We start from the raw sequence: 13,784 nt of genomic DNA, 5'->3' as shown, positions 1-13,784 counted from the left end.
AATGGCAAGCGATGTTGTTCATAGTGCGCCGACGTTTTTCTTTATTCTTCTCTTGTTGTTACCACTCGGTGTGACTTGGGTGAATGATATTCTTTGTCGTCGTCATTTTCCCGAGCATTTTGGCATGTTCCGTTTTGTTTTTTGGCTTTTCTCGCTGAGTAGTACGGGGCTGTTGTTATATAGTCGGCTGTTTCGGTCAGTCGGTAGTGAGTGGTCAGAAACTTTTCACTTTTTTGTTAATCTATCCTATGTCTGGGCGATTGGACAAATCTTTTTGCTGCTACTACTTATCCTGTCGTTTTTAATGTCATTTCTAATTGGAAAGTGCCAGCGACTTCTTTCGTCCCCGAGCAGTGAGGCTAAGACAGGTTTATCACGTCGAAATTTTTTTAAAATAACGGCAGGAGCCTTGCCTGTTGTTGCTTTTGGATTGAGTGCTGAAGGGGTTTATCAGGAAAGTCAGGAACTTACCTTGGCTCGTTATAATGTGCCTTTTCCTAACTTGCCTGAGTCGCTTCACCATTTTAAGATTGCCCAAATTAGTGACGCCCATCTGGGGCCGTTTTTCATGCTGGATAAGCTTGATGAAGCCTTTGGGCTTGTTCGTCAAGAAAAACCACAGCTATTAGTCATTACAGGGGATCTTATTGATGATCTAGGCTATCTTGAAAAAATGATGATCAAACTGGAGGCTTTGAGCGAATTTATTCCCTATGGTATTTACTTTTGTTGGGGGAATCATGAATATTTTCGTAATAAGCCACGCATTGCAGCAGCTTTTAAAGATAGTGCAGTGACACTCCTTGATAATAGCAGTCAACTGCTTTTTTCAGGGAAGCGGCCCGTCTATTTACTTGGCGTGGATTATCCTTGGAGTAAAAATAAAGGAGAACAGCAGCAAGTCATTCAGGCTGCTTTAGCCCGCGCGAGAGAAAATGTGCCTAAAGAGGCTTTTAGCATTTTGCTTGCCCATCATCCCGATTTTCTTACTGAAGCTTTTCAGGCGCGTATCCCGCTGACCTTATCAGGTCATACTCATGGCGGGCAGGTTGCTTTGTTTGGACATTCTTTACTTCCCGTTCAGTATAAATATATGCGCGGCATGTATCAGGAACAGGGCTGTTATGGTTATGTCAGCACAGGCGCTGGTCAGTGGTTGCCTTTTCGACTAGGTTGCCCAGCAGAAGTTGTTTTTTTTACCTTGCTACCTGCCTAAAGTAAGGCTTATCTTGTCATTTATTGTTTGTCTAGGAAACTTGTTTAATGGAAAATTAGTAAAACATACTATGAGTACAAAGGAGAATGGTATGATTCAAGCTGTGATTCAAGGAACAGGAAGCTATCTTCCAGAAAAAAGGTTAACAAATGCTGATTTGGAAAAACTCGTGGAGACGACGGATGAATGGATTTTAGAGCGAACAGGTATTGCAGAGCGGCCCATGGCAGCAGAAGAACAGGCCACATCTGACTTGGCTTATTTGGCGGCGCAGCAGGCTCTTGCTAGTGCAGGCGTTACACCGGAAGAAATTGACCTTATCATCGTGGCAACAGTGAGCGGTGATTTTCCCTTTCCTTCTGTGGCCTGCTTATTGCAGCAGCGTTTGGGCTGTACCAAAGCCGGAGCTTTTGATGTCAGTGCAACCTGTGTAGGCTTTATTACAGCCGCACAAATTGCAGAGCAGTATATTAAGGCTGGCAAGCATCAGCATGTTCTTGTCGTTGGAGCCGAAACGCTTTCTCGCATTACGGATTATACCGATCGGACCACTTGTATTATTTTTTCTGATGGAGCGGGTGCTGCTGTATTATCAGCACAAGAGCAGTTAAATGACGACATTCACGGGATTATTGGTTCCGATATTGGAGCTAATGGTGAACATTTTGACCTCCTTTATGTTCCTGGCGGTGGCAGTCGTTATCCTGATACAACAAAACCGGAAAATAAACCGAAAATTGTTATGAATGGCAATAAGATCTTTAAATTGGCTGTTCACGCTATGACAGATAGTGTACGCAAACTTCTTGAGCAGACGGGATATAATGCCGAGCAAATCAAGTGGGTTGTACCCCATCAGGCGAATAAACGGATTATTGACGCTGTGGCGCGGAACCTGAAAGTGCCTGATGAAAAACTGATTGTTACTGTGAAAGAGTTTGCCAATAATTCTTCAGCAACCATTCCTATCGCTCTGGATACGGCTGTCAAAGCGGGGAGAATTCAGCGCGGTGATCTCGTATTGATGACCTCTTTTGGCGGTGGTCTTGTGTGGGGTTCTTTGCTTGTAAGGTACTAGGGCGAAAAGGAGGTTAGAAAATGAATGGCTATGTCTGGGTTATCCTTCTTTACGCCCTGTTTTTAATTATGATTGGTTTCTTTATTCGAAAATACGTAAAAGGCGTGGCTGATTTTTTTGTGGCAGGTCGCAAGCTTGGACCTGCTTTGCTTTTTACGACCCTCATTGCGCCGAATATTGGCGCAGGTTCAACTGTGGGAAATGCTGGACTGGGTTATAAATTTGGTATTTCAGCAGTGTGGTGGATTGTCGCTTCAGCAATTGGTACGTATATTTTAGCCTTTTTTGTAGCTCCAGCCATTTGGCGCATTGCCAAAGAACATAACTTATATACTTTAGGCGATTATCTGGATTATCGCTATCATAAATATTTTCGAGGTCTTATTTCTGTTTTGATGGCAGTAGGGACGATTGCCATTTTTGCCGGTCAATTAATGGGCATTGCTTGGATTATGACGGCTGTTGCAGGTACAACAAAGTTTGTTGGCGTCCTTATTGGCGCCATTGTTGTTGTACTCTATTTTGGTGTAGGCGGCTTACTTTCTGCGGCTTATGTAAATATTATTGAAATCGTTGTGAAGTTTTGCGGCTTTTTTCTTGCCGTGCCTTTTGCCTTTTCTTTTGTCGGCGGATGGGATGGACTGCATACCCTAGTGGCACAGAATCTGGGGAATATCGCTCAGACTGAGGCGTATTTTCGCTTTGATGGTATGGGATTTGCGATGATTCTCGGCTATTTATTAATGTTAACGCCCTCATTTTTTATTTCACCCGCCCTGATAGGTAAGGTCTATGGCGCGCGTGACGTGAAAACTGTTCGATTGGCAACAGCTTTGTGTGCTACAGTGATGTTGCTTTTTGCTATTGTACCGACGCTGCTTGGTATGATTGGCTTCGCCGCTTTTCCAGGTCTTACAGAACGAGAATTGGCGCTGCCCATGATTATGAAGGAATGTATGCCTTTTTGGGCGTCTGCTGTGGCGCTTGCGGCAATTTTTTCAGCCGAAGTCAGTGCTGCAGATGCTGTACTCTATATGATTACGACGTCGTTTACACAAGATATTTATAAAACCTTTATTAATCCGGCGATCTCTGATAAACGTCTGTTGTCCCTCAGTCGCGTTGTTACAGCGGCGGCAGGACTGATTGGTGCACTGTTAGCCTTGTTACTTCCTGATATTATCACAGCACTATCTATTTTTTACTCTCTCATGTCTGTCTCACTCACGGCGCCACTATTGTTTGGCTTATTTTCCAAGCGACCTTCTACAACGGCTGCTTTTGCATCGGCTTTATCAGGGATTGTTTTAACAGGTGTTTTACAATTTTTTAATGCTGGCAAGGGTTGGGGAATTTTAAATGCCCAATCGACAGGCATTGTTTTATCCATTCTTGTGATGATTGTCATGATGGCCTGGCGGCCAGATAAAAATTGAGTGGAAAATGTCCACTCCTTTTTCTTTTGTTCGACTTTGCTCTGGTTATATGATATAGTTAGATATTACTGTAAAATGAATATATGTATGAAAGATGGTAGATTGTATGATTAGCACAAACAACCTGTCCTTGCGATTTGGCAAGCGCGTTCTATTTGAAGATGTCAACATTAAATTTACACCAGGAAATTGTTATGGGTTAATTGGTGCCAATGGTGCTGGAAAATCAACGTTCCTTAAGATTCTCTCTGGTGAGGTTGAATCCACTTCTGGTGAAGTATGCATCACGCCAGGTGAGCGGATGGCTGTTCTTAAGCAAGATCACTTCGAATTTGATGAATACGAAGTGCTCAAGACCGTCATTATGGGGCATGCCCGTTTATATGAAATTATGGAACAAAAAGATGCCTTATATGCTAAACCGGATTTTTCTGATGCGGATGGTTTGCTTGTAGCCGAGCTAGAAGGCGAATTTGCTGAAATGAACGGCTGGGAAGCTGAGACAGAAGCGGCTCAGCTGCTAAATGGTCTTGGTATTAGTGAAGAGTTGCATAATAAACAAATGGCTGACCTTACAGGACAGGAAAAAGTCCGTGTTCTGCTGGCACAAGCTTTGTTTGGTAATCCGGATATCCTTTTACTTGATGAGCCGACAAATCATTTGGATATTGCATCTATTAACTGGCTGGAGAACTTTTTAGCTGATTTTAAGAATACTGTCATTGTTGTTTCCCATGATAGACATTTTTTAAATCAAGTGTGTACGCATATTGCTGATGTTGATTTTAATAACATTACTCTTTATGTCGGCAATTACGACTTTTGGCAGGAATCCAGTGAATTGGCACTTAAATTAGCTAAAGAGGCCAATAAGAAAAAAGAAGATAAAATGAAAGATTTGCAAACTTTTATTCAACGGTTTAGTTCCAATGCATCGAAAGCTAAGCAGGCGACATCACGCAAAAAGCAGCTTGAAAAAATTACGCTCGACGATATTAAACCTTCTACGCGTAAGTATCCTTACATTGATTTTAAGGCGGATCGCGAAGCGGGCGATCAATTGCTCAATGTAGAGAATTTGAGCCTCACGATTGACGGACTTCCTGTTTTTACGGATGTCAGTTTTATGGTTACAAAAGGTGACAAGATTGCTTTCGTTGGTCCTGATGAACAGGCGAAAACAGCCCTTTTCAAAGTACTTATGGGCGAACTTGAACCAGATTCAGGCGAATTTAAGTGGGGTGTTACGACATCGCAAGCCTATTTTCCTAAAGAAAACTCAGCCTACTTTGAATCGGATGAAAATCTTGTAGATTGGTTACGTAAGTTTTCACGTGATCCTGATGAAACTTTTATTCGCGGTTTTCTCGGACGTATGCTCTTTTCTGGTGAAGAAACCCAAAAATCGGCCAATGTTTTATCAGGCGGTGAAAAGGTACGCTGTATGTTTGCCAAGATGATGTTGAGCGGTGCTAATGTGTTACTCTTGGATGAGCCAACGAATCATCTGGATTTGGAATCCATTACGGCCTTAAATAACGGGCTGATTAACTGCAAGGGTACGGTGTTATTTGCTTCCCACGACCATCAATTTGTTGAAACAATTGCCAACCGTATTATTGAAGTTACGTCTGACGGCTTGTTTGACCGTCGCATGACTTATGATGAATATCTTGCAGAAAAAGATAATAAAAAATCATAAAAATAATTGAGCCGCGCCTTCAGGCGCGGCTTTTTTAATTTAATTCGTTTTGTATTTATACAATTTTTGTAGTCCAGTTTTCGACATTCCAAATATCGGTTACCCAGTCTTCATAAAATTCTGGTTCATGAGAAACAAGCAAAATAGTTCCTTTAAAATCTATGAGAGCTTTTTTTAGTTCATCTTTGGCATCTACATCAAGATGATTTGTTGGTTCGTCAAGTACAAGCCAATTGAATTCTTTTAGCATGAGTTTACATAAACGTACTTTGGCACTTTCACCCCCGCTTAACACCATCATCTGACTGGAAATATGCTCATTTGTCAGGCCGCAGCGGGCGAGGGCGGAGCGTACTTCGTAATTCGTCAATCCTGGGAACTCCTGCCAAATTTCTTCAATGGCTGTGTTATGGTTATCGCGACTTGATTCCTGTTCGAAATAACCTGGGAACAGAAAATCTCCTTGTTCAATGTTACCGGAAAAAGCGGGAATGTTGCCAAGCAGAGTTTTGAGTAGCGTACTTTTACCCAGACCATTGACACCGCGAATGGCTATTTTTTGACCGCGCTCCAGGCGAATGTTGACAGGTTTAGTGAGCGGTGTTTTATAACCTAGCACAAGGTTGGTTGCTTCGATAATGATGCGTGAGGGTGTGCGGGCCTCTCTAAAACCAAAGGTTGGTTTTAGTTTTTCACGGGGTTTTTCAATAAGTTCCATTTTATCTAATTGTTTCTGGCGACTTTTTGCGCGGCCTGTCGTAGAAATGCGAGCTTTATTACGGGAAATGAAGTCTTCGAGTTTGTCCACTTCTTGTTGTTGGCGTTCGTAAGCCTTTTGTTCCTGAACTTTTCTTACGGCATGAAGGGCTTGAAATTGTTCATAATTGCCGGTATAACGGGTTAAAACGGTATTTTCAACATGATAGATGACATTGACTACTTCATTTAGGAAAGAAATGTCATGAGACACAAGAATAAAGCTATTTTCATAATTTTGCAGATAACGCTTGAGCCAGGTAATGTGTTCGACATCAAGATAATTTGTCGGCTCGTCCAATATAAGAATACTGGGATTTTGCAATAAAAGTTTTGTTAGGAGAACTTTCGTGCGTTGTCCGCCGCTTAGGTCACTGACATCTTTATCAAGTCCGATTTCTCTTAAACCCAGTCCGCCAGCAACTTCTTCAATTTTCGTATCAAGAATGTAAAAACCATTTTGTTCTAAAATACTCTGAATCTCGCCGACGTCTTCCATCATTTTTTCCAGTTCCTCTGGCGAGGTATCGCCCATTTTATCGTAAAGAGCAAGCATTTCTGTTTCAAGGTCAAACATACTTTGAAATGCTTCGCGCAAGACGTCGCGAATGGTCTTTCCTGGTGTGAGGGCTGTATGCTGATCAAGGTAACCCACCGTCACCCTACGGGACCATTCTACTTTTCCTTCGTCAGGCGTTAACTGCCCTGTAACAATATTCAAGAAAGTGGATTTTCCTTCACCATTGGCACCGACGAGGCCAACATGTTCGCCTTTTAACAAGCGAAAAGAGGCATCTTCTAAAATTTTCCGAGCGCCAAAGCCATGCGTAACATTTTCAACAATTAAAATACTCATATCATCGTAACTCCTATTTCTATAATATTGGTCTCATCTAATAGATGATACAGGAGAAAAGGTCATAGAGCAATGCATTTAATGAAAAATATTATGTGAAAATAGTCTGCGCAGGGACACTTATTTCGTCCTTCACATAAAATAAAGCAAGGAGTAAGGCTAGTAAACAAAGGAGGTTATTTGTGTGGCTGAAACGAGGATGGGAGAATTTTGCATGAATGAAGAATTTAGTGAGCCCCCGTTACAAGGTAAGGTGCGGTTATTAGCTCATTCTTATACACCTTGGCAATATTACAAAAAAGCTTTTAGTCCTGCTGAAGCTTTGATGAAGGGGACTTTATTCCCCGAATTATATGGTGTTTATGAGATCCCCAATTAAAGATCATCTTTATGGAGGTGGAAAAGGCTTATGGATAATGCACAATGTGCATTGATGAAAAAAATTTGCGAGATGGAGTTTGTAGCGATTGAACTCCAACTTTATTTGGATACACATCCTTGCGATTCTGATGCACTGAATGATTATAATTGTGCTGTTGACGTACTCAGAAAATATCAGCTTAAATATGAAGATGAGTTTGGTTCGATTATGGAGATTGGTCATCATGGTGTAAACGGAAAATGGGATTGGGTGAATAGTCCCTGGCCATGGCAAATGTAATTTTTAATGAAAGGATGAATGGATATGTGGGTCTATGAAAAGAAAATGGAACATCCTATCCGGGTTTGCCGCCCGGATGTTGGTTTTGCCAAACTTGTGATTACCCAATACGGCGGACCTGATGGAGAACTTGGGGCTTCGCTTCGTTATCTGAATCAGCGTTATTCCATGCCTACTGGAGTGGCTAAAGCAGCGTGAACATATTGATATACTAATCGGTTATAAATTCTATTTTTATATCGTTGTTCTTACTAACATGGACAGATTTAATTGTATTTACGATGATACCGCGACGTTCTTCTGGCGTGGCTTTAGGCCAAATTTGTTTAAAGTTTTTTAATGTTTTTACAAGTAATTCTATATTAAGTTTTCGTTCGTCTTGTGCTTCTAATTCGTTTTTGTATTCTTCGAGCTTTTCTTCTAAATATATCTTTTTTTTACGAAGGTCTTGCACCCGGTCCATTAATTGTTCAGGATCAAGTGATTCCAGTTCAAAAGCTGTATACCAGCGATCCATTTTTCCTTTTATTGTATCAAGTTCTTTCTGATGTTTTTCGATCATCATTTTTGCGTGTGAAGTTTTTTTATTACTTAGGAGCTTTTTAGATGTCTTGAATAGTATTGTGGTATTTAGACTATAAGACATTAATTGATCTACAACTAGTTTATCAATATCGTTTGCAACTTTATAACCACATTGACACTTGGAATATTTTATCATATAGGGGGTGCTGCCATCTTGTGAATAGCAGACGTAATAGCGTGTTATATGCTTTGGATCTGTGCATGGGTGATTTTGCCAAACATTTTTTGTTCGCATTCTAGCACCGCATTCGGTACAAAATATTAGCCCGGAAATTAATCCGCTATGTATTTTGGACGGTGTAGAATTTTGTCGTGAACTTATTAGCTTATGTGTGCTTTCCCATTCTTCTATTGATACAATCCCTTTGTGTTTACCTTCATTTAAAACTCCATTATGTTCCCTATAGCCAGCATAGACGGAATTGGTTAGGATTTTTAAAACAGTAGATCGATTCCAATGCTTTGCGCGCGGTGCAGGGATTTTTTTGGATTCTAACCAATTTGTTATTGCTTGATAACCCATATCTCCATGTAAGTATTTAGCATATATCGTTCGGACTACTTCAGCGGTAATTTCATCAATTTCGATTGATTTTGTTACGGGATTGTGTTTATAGCCATAAGGCGGAATTCCTCCCATGAATCGTCCTTGTTTGGCAGCTTCATTTTTGGCCATAATGACACGTTCAACGATAGTTTCGCGTTCCAATTGCGCAAACACCGCCATCATGCCAATGGCAGCTTTACCAAATGATGTTGTCGTATCAAATGGCTCGGCTACAGATTTAAAGCCTATATTTAAGGGCTCAAAAATATCTTCTAGTAAATATAGAACATCTTTTTGCCGTCTAGACAGTCGATCTAGTTTAATAACTACAACAACGTCAAAGGGCCTAGATTCACTGTCGCGAATTAGAGTTTTTATATCTGGGCGTTCCAGGTCTTTGCCAGAATAACCATCATCTATATAAAATTTATATAAATCCCATCCCTGGGAATTACAATAGGACAAAATTCTTGATTTTTGTGACGGTATAGAAATACCGTGCTCCGCTTGTTCATCTGTGCTGACACGCAAATAACCTGCTGCAATCACGGTATAGCTCCTTTCAGTTATTTACTCTTTTACCCATTCTGACGCTATAACTCTACTCTTATTATATATGTTGCAAAATGTTACCTAGCCCTGAATTAGCTTAAAAATGGATAAAGTAAAAAACGGCGAAAGCCACAAGGCCATTCGCCGAACATGTTTCAAACACGCTAATCCACTCATCGGATATAACTGGGTGAGAGGATTAACTATTAATGATGTTAATGTAGATACTGTTTGCCGTAATTATTAATCTTCTGATCCATGATTTTGACTACATATGTTAAAAATCTCAGTAAGAAAAGAAAATATATTACGCTTATTTCCCTTTTTTACTCTTTCGCCGTATTCGTGCTGCAATTGATCATTATTATTCTGCGAATATCTCAAAGCTGCTGCATATCCTTTTTCGGATAATGTTTCTGGCAAAATTTTCGACCAAGAAGTAGGCTCATATTTGTTGGCTATGGTACAAGTGATGTGTTCATGCGCATTATATTCAACCACATCCGTTTGAAGCATCTCACGGTCGTGAAGTCGGAATAAATAATGAGTCAGGCTATAAACTCCTTTATTTGAGTCGGAAAAAGTTTTAATCCATACGCTCAATAGTTGTTCATCATGATAAGGGTCTTTTTCATACCGTAACGTTTCTTTGTCGAATTGAGCTACGACAGTGTCTCCCACGACAATATCTTCATAACGGGAATCTGCTGCCAGTCCAATTGTTGGACAATAAGCAAACAGAAGTAAAGCAAAAATCAGTAAGTATCTTGTATACCACATAGTTTCACCTCCTCTTCTATTTATCGGATAAGTTAAGGAAATAGTTTAGAGGGTTTTATTCAACGTGGATAACCTGCCGAGTGCGCAGCGAACCTGGATGAGGGGTGTTAAAAATTTAGCTTATAAAGTCGTTTGCTATCAATGAGACAATCATCAGTTGCATATGTTGTAATGGGGGGGTGGTGATCATGGGGCAAGCGAAGGCAATCGAAATCATGTACGGTATTATTCAGCGCATGACATATGAAGAAATTGTTGCGATTGCCAAAGAAACAGATAAAATTGAAGAACAAAACAAGGAGAAATCTAAAGCCGGATAATCCGGCTGTTCCGAAGGTAGACAGGCAGGGCGATAGATGTGCAAATGGCTAAGTGGTACGGCAAAAAATATCAGTGGCAGCTTTCTGCCACTGATTAAATTAACTGTGTTTACCTTTTTTAATCCATTGTTGATGTCCATCAGATGAGGTTTTAGGAGCGGGATCTTGAGTGTCTTTGACATCTCTTACATTTGTATAATGAGATGCTTGTGGATGGGATGGAATATTGTTTTTGTCAGTCATCATATCACCTCCTCATCTTAGATTTCCCAGAAGAATTAAGTTGAATTCAGCGTAGAAAAAGCCAGGACCTGATTGGCCCTGGTAGGAGAGAGAAGTAAATTATCACTTATAGGATACTCTTGAAATCCGGATTTTATACATGAAAATGCCAGAGACATCTGGACGGGTGAAGGCTCTGGCATTTCATTAGGAAAACGGATGGTATTTCCTGCTTATAGGATATCCGAAAATAAACAGTTTATTCAACAATCACTTTTGTTGATATATCCAGAAATAGCCTCCAGAGCGTCGTTATCCGAATCCTTTTTTTTACTTGAATTGTTCAATTGTGCTTTTTCGTGATTGTTTGGATTGTATCCAACCTTAGCATTTGCTTTTTCTGCTTCAGTTTTTATTGAATCTTTCATGCTTCATCATCACCTCAAAATTAGTTTCTCCGTACATGAAATTTTTACACCATCATAAATAACAGAAAAGCTATCTTGCTAGCACAAAACTACGAATACCTGAAATTTTTATTGCCAATTTTAGCAGGACAATAGTCCTGATTTGCCGAATATTATACAAAAATGCCGAATTGGGGATGATTATGCTGAATGATGAATTGTTAAAAAATGAAATAGCTTCATGGAGTGAAAAAGATGCAGGAGTTTTAGAAGTTTTAAGAATTGTTTCACGATTTAGTTCTCACCGCAACAGGCAAATTGATGATGCGTATTATAATAAATATAAGCATCTCGGAATTTTTTCTGACGATAAAAAACTTAATGATAAAGGATTTGCTATCATACGAATTTTACAAAACCACTAAGCTATTAGCGTCCTCCAAAACAAAGACGCTCCCAGCGCTGGTAAGCAGCGGAAACGTTAAGCCGTCTATATGAAATGACGGCCTTTTTTATACGCAAATTATTGATTTAGATCCTGCCATATAATACCAATAATCAGACGATTAAGGATATTTCTAAAGGGGAATTATAAACTCTAGTAAACTATAAAGGAGGAATTCTAAATGAGTCTAGACACATTGATTCAAGATGATTTAGTCAATTTTCGACGTGAAGTAATTGGGTGTTTTAAAGAACAGCATCCACATATTTTCTCGATTTTGGAACACATGTTTTCAGGGCGTAAAAATAGGATCGGGATACAAGTTACTGAAGACGGGAGCATTGCGGGACGATACACGCTCGTGATGGATGGAATTAATGTTGTTGAGGTTAAAAGTGGTACATTGGATTCTGCTTTGCATCATCCTTTATTAGGTGTTATAAAACCTTATGTAACCATAGAGCGTAGTGCCATTGAAACGATGGTTAAGGATGAACAATTTAAGACGGAAATTTTTACTTCAATTGTTAAATATTTGCCGGATTTTACGATCAGATTTATGCGTTAGATCAGTGCCTAACATAAAATAGCCACTTATCATGAGGATAGGTGGCTATTTTATGTTGAAAATTTCAACATTTTAGAAACAATTTAATTTACTGTTTAATTTATTTATGTAGTTTAGCATGTCCTTATTTTGTTGTTGTAGTTCTCGAATTTGTCGCTGCATTTTTTCTAGTTCGCTTTGCAAAGAATCTTTTTTATCAAGTTCGGTATCTTTCTGTGAGGCTGATTCATTATTGTTTGTAGTGGTCTTGTTTTGTTCCTCTTGATGAACATCTAGATAAGAGCCGATAGTGGTTAATATACCTCCTATGTTCGTTATAAAATTACCGAGTAGATCTTGTTCATCGGCATTTAAGCCTTCAGATAATAAAATAGCGATGACGCTTTGGAGGAGAGAAAGGGAAGTAATATCTAATGAAAGTAAATAATTTACTAAATCCTTATTAAATGTTTGCAATGGTGGCATGACTGAAATCACCTTCCCTAAAACATACATCATAAGATATAGATATATTCATTACCTAAGTTTATTTTTGATACTATACATCATTTTATCAGCAACTACAATTAAATCATTAAAATTTGTTGCGTTTTGGGGATAAATTGAAAATCCACTTGCAACAGAAATGGAAATCTGCAATTTTCGAGATAATTCGTGTAACTTTGTTTCAATTCTACTTATGACTATTTTTATCTTTTTTTCATCCGTATTAGGAACAATAATTAAAAATTCATCCCCGCCCCATCTGGCAACTAAATCTGTTTTTCTTGTTACATTTAAGAGGGAAGCTGCAACTTCCCGTAATACTAAATCTCCCTTGATATGTCCCTGGGTATCATTTATGGTTTTAAAGTTATTGCAATCAAGTATTAATATTCCTAAACTTTCATTTTTTCTATCTGTCTGCGCTAATAAAATTGGAAAAATTGTATCGATAACTCTTCGGTTATAAAGTCCTGTTAAGCTATCCCTTTCTGAATAGAACTTAACTTGATCATATTTTTTGCCAACCCAATATACGAATACTAAGGAAAAAATCCCAGCTATAGGCAAAGCAGTAAGCGGGTAATCCAAATAAATATAAGCATATATTCTTATTGCTATAATAGTCATCAGCATAATGATTAAGCCTATAATTCTTCCTGTATATTTCATTCGCTCACCTTTACCTAATTGTTTATCCTCAAAATTAAAGAAGTATTACTAAATATTTTACACTATTAACAATGAAAATATATCGTGCTATAAGATTTTTTTGTTTATGAGATGGCTAATTTGTGCTCCGGCAAAAGAGTGGCCCCCAATCGGGTTTTATTTCGATTGGGGGCTTTTCGTTTATCAAAAAAAATTTTACTTTTTTGTTGAAGAACTGCATTTCGATGAAAAATTAATGTAAAATTTTAATGATGAAATTAAATAGTCAGCGCGAGAGGAATTGATATTTTCAATATTAGTTGTACCCGTTGCATCTTTGATAATTTCATCAAGCTGAAAGGGGTAATATCCTAAAGTGAGTAGCTGATTTTTTAATTTTTCAATAAGAACAATGTGAGAATTATTCATAATAACCGTTCTCCTAATGTTAAGTAGTCGGTTACACTGTGGCTTCCTGTTATTCTAACTGCCGAATAAAAGAATAGTCTATTTTCGACC

The 13,784-nt window shown here is 38.9% G+C and carries 18 protein-coding genes; 10 read left to right on the top strand and 8 right to left on the bottom strand.

Features of this window, described 5'->3' with window-relative positions:
- The first annotated feature begins 1 nt into the window (after nt 1).
- From Ga0466249_RS09390 to Ga0466249_RS09375, 4 genes are all read left to right on the top strand, one after another.
- Nucleotides 2-1,216 carry a metallophosphoesterase gene (locus Ga0466249_RS09390; RefSeq protein WP_215829182.1) on the top strand — a complete coding sequence of 405 codons (1,215 nt, stop codon included), beginning with the start codon at nt 2-4 and terminating at the stop codon, nt 1,214-1,216.
- Between the two features lie 91 nt (nt 1,217-1,307).
- Nucleotides 1,308-2,294, top strand: a complete 987-nt coding sequence (locus tag Ga0466249_RS09385; RefSeq protein WP_246588592.1) for a beta-ketoacyl-ACP synthase III — start codon at nt 1,308-1,310, stop codon at nt 2,292-2,294.
- Between the two features lie 20 nt (nt 2,295-2,314).
- On the top strand, nt 2,315-3,730 hold the full coding sequence (locus tag Ga0466249_RS09380) for a sodium:solute symporter family protein (protein ID WP_215829180.1): 1,416 nt from the start codon (nt 2,315-2,317) through the stop codon (nt 3,728-3,730).
- A gap of 106 nt (nt 3,731-3,836) precedes the next feature.
- A complete protein-coding gene (locus Ga0466249_RS09375; protein ID WP_215829179.1) occupies nt 3,837-5,432 on the top strand; it encodes an ABC-F family ATP-binding cassette domain-containing protein in 1,596 nt (531 codons plus the stop codon).
- A gap of 55 nt (nt 5,433-5,487) precedes the next feature.
- Here the strand turns inward: Ga0466249_RS09375 and Ga0466249_RS09370 are convergent, their stop codons facing one another.
- The gene (locus Ga0466249_RS09370; protein ID WP_215829178.1) at nt 5,488-7,044 is read right to left on the bottom strand and encodes an ABC-F family ATP-binding cassette domain-containing protein; all 1,557 of its coding nucleotides are present in this window, start codon (nt 7,042-7,044) and stop codon (nt 5,488-5,490) included.
- Nucleotides 7,045-7,228: 184 nt separating this feature from the next.
- Here Ga0466249_RS09370 and Ga0466249_RS09365 point away from each other — a divergent pair, with 184 nt between their 5' ends.
- Genes Ga0466249_RS09365 through Ga0466249_RS09355 form a run of 3 tightly spaced genes read left to right on the top strand, consistent with a single transcriptional unit; the run spans nt 7,229 to nt 7,903 of the window.
- A complete protein-coding gene (locus Ga0466249_RS09365; protein ID WP_312889742.1) occupies nt 7,229-7,423 on the top strand; it encodes a spore coat associated protein CotJA in 195 nt (64 codons plus the stop codon).
- A 30-nt stretch (nt 7,424-7,453) separates the two neighbouring features.
- Complete coding sequence (locus tag Ga0466249_RS09360; protein ID WP_215829177.1) at nt 7,454-7,705, top strand: spore coat protein CotJB; 252 nt, start codon at nt 7,454-7,456, stop codon at nt 7,703-7,705.
- Between the two features lie 24 nt (nt 7,706-7,729).
- Nucleotides 7,730-7,903, top strand: a complete 174-nt coding sequence (locus Ga0466249_RS09355) for a manganese catalase family protein (RefSeq protein ID WP_281422619.1) — start codon at nt 7,730-7,732, stop codon at nt 7,901-7,903.
- A 13-nt stretch (nt 7,904-7,916) separates the two neighbouring features.
- Here Ga0466249_RS09355 and Ga0466249_RS09350 read toward each other — a convergent pair whose 3' ends face one another.
- Both Ga0466249_RS09350 and Ga0466249_RS09345 read right to left on the bottom strand, forming a co-directional pair.
- A complete protein-coding gene (locus Ga0466249_RS09350; protein ID WP_215829176.1) occupies nt 7,917-9,386 on the bottom strand; it encodes a recombinase family protein in 1,470 nt (489 codons plus the stop codon).
- 246 nt (nt 9,387-9,632) lie between these two features.
- On the bottom strand, nt 9,633-10,169 hold the full coding sequence (locus Ga0466249_RS09345) for a hypothetical protein (RefSeq protein ID WP_215829175.1): 537 nt from the start codon (nt 10,167-10,169) through the stop codon (nt 9,633-9,635).
- 188 nt (nt 10,170-10,357) lie between these two features.
- Here Ga0466249_RS09345 and Ga0466249_RS27155 point away from each other — a divergent pair, with 188 nt between their 5' ends.
- Nucleotides 10,358-10,489: a hypothetical protein gene (locus tag Ga0466249_RS27155; protein ID WP_281422618.1), complete on the top strand. Its 132-nt coding sequence runs from the start codon at nt 10,358-10,360 to the stop codon at nt 10,487-10,489.
- Nucleotides 10,490-10,588: 99 nt separating this feature from the next.
- On the opposite strand, the gene Ga0466249_RS09340 is transcribed toward Ga0466249_RS27155, so the two are convergent.
- The gene (locus Ga0466249_RS09340) at nt 10,589-10,735 is read right to left on the bottom strand and encodes a hypothetical protein (RefSeq protein ID WP_215829174.1); all 147 of its coding nucleotides are present in this window, start codon (nt 10,733-10,735) and stop codon (nt 10,589-10,591) included.
- 239 nt (nt 10,736-10,974) lie between these two features.
- Nucleotides 10,975-11,139, bottom strand: a complete 165-nt coding sequence (locus Ga0466249_RS09335) for a hypothetical protein (protein WP_215829173.1) — start codon at nt 11,137-11,139, stop codon at nt 10,975-10,977.
- A 182-nt stretch (nt 11,140-11,321) separates the two neighbouring features.
- Between Ga0466249_RS09335 and Ga0466249_RS09330 the strand changes: the two genes are divergently transcribed.
- Together Ga0466249_RS09330 and Ga0466249_RS09325 are read left to right on the top strand one after the other, a co-directional pair.
- A complete protein-coding gene (locus tag Ga0466249_RS09330; protein WP_215829172.1) occupies nt 11,322-11,543 on the top strand; it encodes a hypothetical protein in 222 nt (73 codons plus the stop codon).
- A gap of 201 nt (nt 11,544-11,744) precedes the next feature.
- Nucleotides 11,745-12,131 (top strand): hypothetical protein, encoded by a 387-nt coding sequence (locus Ga0466249_RS09325; protein ID WP_215829171.1) that lies wholly within the window; start codon nt 11,745-11,747, stop codon nt 12,129-12,131.
- Nucleotides 12,132-12,203: 72 nt separating this feature from the next.
- Here Ga0466249_RS09325 and Ga0466249_RS09320 read toward each other — a convergent pair whose 3' ends face one another.
- The 3 genes from Ga0466249_RS09320 to Ga0466249_RS09310 form a co-directional block, all read right to left on the bottom strand.
- A complete protein-coding gene (locus Ga0466249_RS09320) occupies nt 12,204-12,596 on the bottom strand; it encodes a DUF2968 domain-containing protein (protein WP_215829170.1) in 393 nt (130 codons plus the stop codon).
- 51 nt (nt 12,597-12,647) lie between these two features.
- Nucleotides 12,648-13,286 (bottom strand): GGDEF domain-containing protein, encoded by a 639-nt coding sequence (locus Ga0466249_RS09315; protein ID WP_215829169.1) that lies wholly within the window; start codon nt 13,284-13,286, stop codon nt 12,648-12,650.
- 195 nt (nt 13,287-13,481) lie between these two features.
- A complete protein-coding gene (locus Ga0466249_RS09310; RefSeq protein ID WP_215829168.1) occupies nt 13,482-13,694 on the bottom strand; it encodes a hypothetical protein in 213 nt (70 codons plus the stop codon).
- Nucleotides 13,695-13,784: the final 90 nt, after the last annotated feature.

The sequence above is a fragment of the Pelorhabdus rhamnosifermentans genome, from assembly GCF_018835585.1.
Taxonomy (GTDB): Bacteria; Bacillota; Negativicutes; order UMGS1260; family UMGS1260; genus Pelorhabdus; species Pelorhabdus rhamnosifermentans.
This window is presented reverse-complemented; position numbering and strand designations above follow the sequence as displayed.

Coding starts and splice junctions, on each gene's coding strand:
- Ga0466249_RS09345 (WP_215829175.1), bottom strand. CDS start 10,169: ATGTGGTATACAAGATACTTACTGATTTTTGCTTTACTTCTGTTTGCT.
- Ga0466249_RS27155 (WP_281422618.1), top strand. CDS start 10,358: ATGGGGCAAGCGAAGGCAATCGAAATCATGTACGGTATTATTCAGCGC.
- Ga0466249_RS09370 (WP_215829178.1), bottom strand. CDS start 7,044: ATGAGTATTTTAATTGTTGAAAATGTTACGCATGGCTTTGGCGCTCGG.
- Ga0466249_RS09320 (WP_215829170.1), bottom strand. CDS start 12,596: ATGCCACCATTGCAAACATTTAATAAGGATTTAGTAAATTATTTACTT.
- Ga0466249_RS09380 (WP_215829180.1), top strand. CDS start 2,315: ATGAATGGCTATGTCTGGGTTATCCTTCTTTACGCCCTGTTTTTAATT.
- Ga0466249_RS09390 (WP_215829182.1), top strand. CDS start 2: ATGGCAAGCGATGTTGTTCATAGTGCGCCGACGTTTTTCTTTATTCTT.
- Ga0466249_RS09385 (WP_246588592.1), top strand. CDS start 1,308: ATGATTCAAGCTGTGATTCAAGGAACAGGAAGCTATCTTCCAGAAAAA.
- Ga0466249_RS09330 (WP_215829172.1), top strand. CDS start 11,322: ATGCTGAATGATGAATTGTTAAAAAATGAAATAGCTTCATGGAGTGAA.
- Ga0466249_RS09375 (WP_215829179.1), top strand. CDS start 3,837: ATGATTAGCACAAACAACCTGTCCTTGCGATTTGGCAAGCGCGTTCTA.
- Ga0466249_RS09310 (WP_215829168.1), bottom strand. CDS start 13,694: ATGAATAATTCTCACATTGTTCTTATTGAAAAATTAAAAAATCAGCTA.
- Ga0466249_RS09335 (WP_215829173.1), bottom strand. CDS start 11,139: ATGAAAGATTCAATAAAAACTGAAGCAGAAAAAGCAAATGCTAAGGTT.
- Ga0466249_RS09360 (WP_215829177.1), top strand. CDS start 7,454: ATGGATAATGCACAATGTGCATTGATGAAAAAAATTTGCGAGATGGAG.
- Ga0466249_RS09315 (WP_215829169.1), bottom strand. CDS start 13,286: ATGAAATATACAGGAAGAATTATAGGCTTAATCATTATGCTGATGACT.
- Ga0466249_RS09325 (WP_215829171.1), top strand. CDS start 11,745: ATGAGTCTAGACACATTGATTCAAGATGATTTAGTCAATTTTCGACGT.
- Ga0466249_RS09340 (WP_215829174.1), bottom strand. CDS start 10,735: ATGATGACTGACAAAAACAATATTCCATCCCATCCACAAGCATCTCAT.
- Ga0466249_RS09355 (WP_281422619.1), top strand. CDS start 7,730: ATGTGGGTCTATGAAAAGAAAATGGAACATCCTATCCGGGTTTGCCGC.